The organism is Microbacterium sp. CH1 (assembly GCF_001595495.1).
GTDB lineage: Bacteria > Actinomycetota > Actinomycetes > Actinomycetales > Microbacteriaceae > Microbacterium.
This window is the reverse complement of sequence record NZ_LOSO01000009.1, coordinates 1-6,284: the sequence shown is the minus strand read 5'-3', so window position 1 is coordinate 6,284 and position 6,284 is coordinate 1. Positions and strand designations below refer to the sequence as shown.

The 6,284-nt window shown below is 63.7% G+C and carries 5 protein-coding genes and 1 pseudogene; all 6 read right to left on the bottom strand.

Annotated features, from left to right (window positions below; genetic code table 11):
* Positions 1–20: 20 nt before the first annotated feature.
* A complete protein-coding gene (locus AUV07_RS03275; RefSeq protein ID WP_062633858.1) occupies positions 21–536 on the bottom strand; it encodes a hypothetical protein in 516 nt (171 codons plus the stop codon).
* 27 nt (positions 537–563) lie between these two features.
* Positions 564–1,220, bottom strand: coding sequence for a hypothetical protein (locus tag AUV07_RS03270; RefSeq protein ID WP_157523895.1), 657 nt, complete (start codon positions 1,218–1,220; stop codon positions 564–566).
* A complete protein-coding gene (locus tag AUV07_RS03265; RefSeq protein WP_062633854.1) occupies positions 1,220–2,281 on the bottom strand; it encodes an ATP-dependent nuclease in 1,062 nt (353 codons plus the stop codon). Before AUV07_RS03265 ends, AUV07_RS03270 begins: the two co-directional genes overlap by 1 nt.
* A gap of 5 nt (positions 2,282–2,286) precedes the next feature.
* Entirely contained in the window at positions 2,287–2,745 is a 459-nt protein-coding gene (locus AUV07_RS17740) for a hypothetical protein (protein ID WP_197462107.1), read from the bottom strand.
* A gap of 24 nt (positions 2,746–2,769) precedes the next feature.
* Positions 2,770–5,676, bottom strand: coding sequence for a DUF499 domain-containing protein (locus tag AUV07_RS03260; RefSeq protein ID WP_197462106.1), 2,907 nt, complete (start codon positions 5,674–5,676; stop codon positions 2,770–2,772).
* Positions 5,677–5,682: 6 nt separating this feature from the next.
* Positions 5,683–6,284, bottom strand: a pseudogene (locus tag AUV07_RS17230) (hypothetical protein); the annotation flags it as partial.

Genomic DNA, 6,284 nt, shown 5'->3' with positions numbered 1-6,284 from the left:
CCGCCTGGATCAACCAGCCCTCACAGGAGGCCCTCATACAGACCGCCTGACGGAATCTGTCTCACCCGCCTTGACACTTTCCGGCTAACGTCGTCCGCGCGGTGGCGCCTGCGCATATCCGCGATCGCCTCGGCGGGTGTTGAGGAGTTATGACCGGCTGCTCTGTAGACAATCTGTTCGTTGTCTCTCGCGAGCAGTGCCAGCGACGCAGGCGGTGTCGACTCCTTCTGGGCGGCAACTCTGCGTCCTGCCACGCTCTCGCTCAGCGCGAGCACAGCCAGGTCATCGCGCGACAGCGTCGCAATCTCGTCCCGAGTGAGTTCTGCTGGGTAGCGCCATTCGGAGCCGAGGAAGACACTCCAGTGGATCGTCCGGTAGAGAGTGTGGTTGAAGCGCAAGACCCAGTACCACTCGTTGGCATCTTTCGCCTCGCGGTCCTGCCTGTCACGCAGCGCGAGGCGACGAACAGCATCGATGGGTGCGCCGCGGAGCTCGCGCGGAATCTTGTGATATTCGGGTTGCGTGTTGGTGCTCATGCTGTCCGCCTCTCCGTTCCCAGGTCATCAAGCGATGGTTGACTCGAGGAGCTTCCGAAGGTCCGGAGCGAACGATCCCATCAAAGCAGGAGCGATTGCTTTCCCGTAGCCCGGCCCACTGAGCCCTTTGTCCTGCGCCGCGCGTCGGATACCGGAGACCATGGTCTTGCCCAACACTGCGAACTGCGCGCCGTCCTTCGCGTGATGAGAAATCACATCCGCATCGCCAAAGTGAGGAAGCGATCCGTCATTGTTGACCTTTTGGAGTGCTGCTACTCGTTTCGCGCGCATCTTGATGGTTGCAGCGTCGTTCTTGCTCGCCTCTGCGACAGCCTCGTCAATGAGTTGCTGAGCGTCATCGGCGGCGATGGAGAAGTGAGCGGCGACGGCTTCCTTGCTCGCCCAATAGGACTCGACGTCTGAGTATCGGGTCACCCACAGGACGTGTCCGTGGTTGAGATATGGCTCCGAGAGCTTGTCCACTTCCACCGGCATCATGAAGTCTCGATCGTGATGGATCACGATCCGAACATCGTCGCCCAGAAGCGCTTTCAAACCGCTGATCGTGTCCGCTGGGGGCAGCTTTCCGGAGCCACGGATTGGCCAAATGGCGACGACGCGCTCAAGATCAGGCCACTGTGCGATTAGTGCACGCAGCATGTGCGTCTGCGCATCCTCGGTCATCAGAACGATCTTGCGATCCAGCAGCCCCCACCCCATAAGCTGTCGGCCTTCGGTGTTTCCCTGGCTTGGACGCCTCCGTCCTTCATCCAGATGACCTTGGATTCGGCGGGCAGCGACCGAACGATGGACGGGCTGTGCGTGGTGAGCAGTACCTGGGAGTCAAACTTCGCGGCGGCATCCGACAAGACTCGGACGAGTCGCTCCTGCGCAACCGGATACAGGTGCGCATCGGGCTCATCTACGAGTAGCACAACAGGTCGAAAGTAGACCAGGTACGAGAAGATCTGAAGGACTTGAAGGTAGCCGATACCCGCGAGCTCAAGCGGGCGGAATGCGCGATCGTCTGACTCTCGCATCGCTCCTGTCTGGAAGCTGGCGACGATGCGAGTGTGCTTCTCCTCGTCGAACTCGACGCGGAGATTGAACTCGCCCATGACGTCAGAGACGAGCTTCTCCACGAGCGCGAGTCCGTTGTCTCCGTTCACGGTCACGCCCTGTAGCAGGACAAGGATGTTTCGCAGAACCGTGTTGGCGTCGCCGGCCGCGGCCGATCTGTGAACAAGGAGCTTCGAGCGCTTCTCCTCGACTAGTGGAATCCCAGCAACACCAGGGATGTAGGCGCTGAACTCGCGGCTTTGGTCTCGAATCGCACCGACGATGGCGTTGCCGGTCGGAACGTGAACGGAGATGCCCTCGTTGCGAGCCGACTTGAGCCACATCGAGGCGACCAATCCGGAGCCGTCGTCGGCGACCGCATTCACGGTGAGGTCAAGTTGTGGCTTTCCCTGATTGTTGCCGTATTCGTTGCCGTGTCCGGCGCTGCGATAGTCCGGGGACGGCATGTATATCGCGTCCTTTTCGGACAGCGTGGACGCCAAACCGACTGCTCTGGCCTGTACGTTGCTGTTCCTGCCCGACTGGAACATCCAGTGCAGGGCTTGAAGTACCGAGCTCTTGCCGGAACCGTTGCCGCCCACCAGTACGTTCATGGTTGGGTGCAAGTCAATCGTCGCCTCTTCGATCGCCTTGAAGTTCGCGATCGTTACTGATGTGATCTTCACCTGTATCAGGCCTCGAAGCCGGAGCTCGGGTCGAACTTGAGCACGCGCGCATTCTCGGAGATCGTGCGCACCTCGCCCTCGTCGAAGCCGTCGCTCTTGCTGGCTTGGATGTCGATGGTGATCTCAAGCTTGGCGCCAGTGCCGGCGAGGCGATCAATGATCTCTCGAGTCACGTTTCCGATGTCGCGCGAGTAGCGATCGGGGTCGACCTTCACGGAGCCGAAGTAGCGGCTCGGGGGTCGCGGCGCGAAGCTCTCTTCGCTCGATCCCTCCTCTTCTGCTTCGTCATCGACCAGGACGATGTCCACTGGACCGATCTCTGCGGCGCCCTCCTCTGCGGCGCGCCGGGCGGCTTCTCGAGCGGCGGCGATTCGATCGGCGGACGCTTGCTCCTCAGCCTTGTTCCAGTCCACTAGCAGCGTGCTGTCGGTGACCTGGATCGCGGTGTTGTGCGCCGGCGGCACGATCAGCCCGCGGTAGCGATCAGCTTAGGTGTCCTTCGCCGTCGCGATCGCGAACTTTTCGCCGTCGACGAGCACGGAGTTGAGCGACCGTTCGATCGCGGAATCGAGAGTCTCCCGGCGAACGAGGCGCGGCAGGTAGACGTACCGGGTGAAGTAGCCCCACAGCTCGCCAACGCTGATCTCGCCCTTGTCGCGCCACAGCTGTCCCAGCTCCTGATGGAGGGTCGCTCCGAGGATCGGCGCACCAAGTTCGGTGACGAGCTGATCGTCGCGAGACAGTTTCGCGGCGACGCGCTCGGCGAGCGAGCGGCCGCTCAAGTCCGGCACCTTGTCGGTGATCAGCTCGAACGGCTTGGTGGCGTCGAACTGTTCGGGGTAGACCGCCCACACGAAGGTGTCGCGGATTCGGTCCGAGACGGTCCGATCCAGGCGCGTGACCCAGTCGTCGGTCTGCTTGCGCTGCTGTACCGACAGGTTGAGGCTCTCGCTGGTCGCCTGCACGCGCTTCCACGCGAGGTAGCTGCGCGCGGCGGCCTCCAGGCTTTCCAGCTCGCTCTTGTCAGCGACGAGGAAGACGAGAGTGTTGCGGTGCACGCGCTGGCTAGCGCCCTTGGTCTCGATCGCGTCGCGCACCCACTGGTGCGCGGAGGAGTCGGCGCCGTCGGACTTCCGCCGCGAGTGGCGCGGGTGAACGATGACAAGTCGCGCGTCTTCGAGGTCGGGGATGTCGGCGCTGGATGCCGGCGCAACGTGCACCCGATCGAAGACACCGCGCGCACGCTCTTCGCTGCGGAGGCGATCGGTGATCTCGTTCCACACCGTCTCGACGTCTTCGCGAAGTCGCTCGGCATAGTCGTTCGCGGTCTTCGTGACCGACGGCTGCGTGTCGAACCAGTAGTGGCCCTGCTCCTCGTAGAAGTACGTCGACCGCTGTGCGAGCAACTCGATCGCGCTGCCGAAGTTGCCGAGCGTGTCACCGGGAGCCGCGGTTCCGAGCCAAACGTACTGCTTGTCCAAGCCCTTCCGAGACGCCTTGATCCGCGGGGCGGCGCCCATGAAGATCGTTCGCGCGATGCGCTGGGTCACGAACCGCTGCCCCAAGTTGGGGCGGTCCAGGTCGATTTGCTGCGCCATCGAGCCCGGGCCGTCGATGTCCGAGTCGATGATCGGCTTCCACTGGTCCTCGAGGTACTGGGTGAGGTCGGTGTTGACCGTCGTTGCCTCCAGCGGAACATTGCCGGGGAGGATCAGCGGCGACGTGTCGTTGGAGGCCCACAGCTCGTGCACGATCGAGGACACGAGCTTGAGCACGCCGCGGGTGCGCTGGAACCGCTCCAGAGTCGACCAATCCTCATACAGGCGGTCCAGCAACTCGGGGTGCAACGGATAGGACGCTCGGATGCGCTGCTCGTAGTCGTCACTCGGGGCTGCGGCATCCCGCGGGAACAGGGCGGTGTTGCTCCTGTACAGGGTGACGAAGCTGCGCGCTACGGCGGAGATCGTGGTGAGGCCCTCCGCGTTCGGCGCCTGGAAGAGGCGACGGCGCACGATCTCGAACGACTCGTCCTTACTCGACGGGCGCCACTGGTCGGCGACCCGGCGGCTCACGTTCTGCAGGCGCTCAAGCGCCAGCTGGCCGTTGGCGCCACCGATCTCGATGTCGCTTCCGCTACCTGCATCGCCCGTGTCGGAGGCCGGGATCGAGACGACGAGCATCGCGCCGGGCACCGACCGCACGACCTCGGTCAACGACTGGGCAAACGTGAACTGCGTCTCGAACGAACCCGACGGAAGCTCCTTGTCCGTGACCAGCTGCCGCGCATACGCGACCCACTCGTCGATCAGGATCAGTGCCGGCGAGTACTTCGCAATCAGCGTCCGGAGGGCCTCGCCCGGGTTCGTCCCCGCTCGGTCGTCCTCAGCGATCAGGTCGTACGCTTCACGGCCGCCGAGCTGCCAGGCGAGCTCGCCCCAAAGCGTGCGGACCTCGGTTCCGTCGTCCTTGATAAGCGGTGATCCCGCCTTGAGGTACGTGCCGACGAGCGCGACGCGCTTCACGCCCAGCGCCGCTAGATCCGGGTTCCCGGTCTCGGCGATGAGTTCCTGCAACTCCTGAGGAAAGTCCTTCGGGGGCGTGCCGCTGAAGAGGTGGTACAGAGCGAGCATCGAGTGCGTCTTGCCGCCACCGAAGTTGGTCTGCAGGTTGACGACTGGGCTCGCATTGCCGTCCCCGCCGCCGACGCGTCGGAGTGCACGCGCCAGCAGATCCCGCAGACCTTCCGTGAGGTACGTGCGGGTGAAGAACTCGACCGGGTCGCCGTATTCGGGGCTCGTCGCCTGACCCGTTCGCACGAGATGCAGGTCGGCAGCGAACTCGGATGCCGTGAACTCGCCGCGTGCCACATCATCGTGCGGGCGGATTACTTCGCGCCAAGGCCGCAGTCCCGAACCTGGGTCGAGGGTCACCGTCGTCCGCTTGACCTGCTTGCGCGTCTGATCCTCGAAGACCGTGCGCTGTAGGTCGACCCGGAGCTTGCGGACGTCCTCGGCGGAGTCGACCGCGCCGACGGCGTGGAGCAGTCGCTCGATCGTGTCGAGCGCGCGCGCCGCGTCATCAGAACTGAACGGCTCGTTGTGTGCCCACAGATTGCGCGTCTCGCGCAGTTCGGAGCCGAACCCCTGCTGTGCACGCGACAGCACGTCCTTGAACCGGTAGCCCTGCTCGGTGATCGCGCGAAGCTGCACCTGCACATCGTGCTTAGTCAGAGTTCGGGCCGGACCACCCCGGCGCTGCGCGTCCTCTTGCGCCCACGCGGCAGGCCAGTCGGGCGTGCCGTAGGCGGCGGTCATCACCTCGTCGACCGAATCGAGCAGACCCTCCGACAGAAGGTCGAAGGCCTTGCCCACGCGGTCTCGGTTGTTCACTGCCATCGCTGATCAGTCCTCGTCCCCATCGAAGTCGAACGCTTGTTGCATCGCACGCGGAACTCCCGCGTGCTTGCGTGCCTGCTCATTCACGTCACCCCAGGCGCTCACGAGGCCGTTGAAGAGCATCGCGTCGCGCGTGTCGCGCTTCTTCTCTGCCTCGTGGAACAGAAGGAACCCGAGCTCCTTGACCGCGTCGAGATTGACCCGGGTCTGAACGGCAGGAAGTAGAGCGGCGACCTCGTCTGCGCCGTCCTTCGCCATCACCGCAGCGAGGCGTACGGTCGCTTCCCAGACACTCACGCTCTCGTCTGATGTCACGTCCCAAGCGCCTTCGAGTTGGCTCGGTGCGAGCAAGCGTGCTTTGCCGCCCTTCGCCTCGAAGATTCCGCCACGTTCGAGTGCGCCGATCGACGTGTCAGAAGAGCGGGCCAACTGGTCCGCGATGCCAGAGCTGTCCTGCTCCCATCCGAACTGGCGATACCACTTGACGGCGAACCGTGTGTCGGGATCAAAGTCTGATTCCTGCTCGGAAAGTGTCAAGGCGGGTGAGACAGATTCCGTCAGGCGGTCTGTATGAGGGCCTCCTGTGAGGGCTGGTTGATCCAGGCGGC

What these genes read in the sequence shown, in the direction of transcription:
- AUV07_RS03275 (WP_062633858.1), bottom strand. Translation starts at nt 536, where the DNA reads ATGAGCACCAACACGCAACCCGAATATCACAAGATTCCGCGCGAGCTC.
- AUV07_RS03270 (WP_157523895.1), bottom strand. Translation starts at nt 1,220, where the DNA reads ATGACCGAGGATGCGCAGACGCACATGCTGCGTGCACTAATCGCACAG.
- AUV07_RS03260 (WP_197462106.1), bottom strand. Translation starts at nt 5,676, where the DNA reads ATGGCAGTGAACAACCGAGACCGCGTGGGCAAGGCCTTCGACCTTCTG.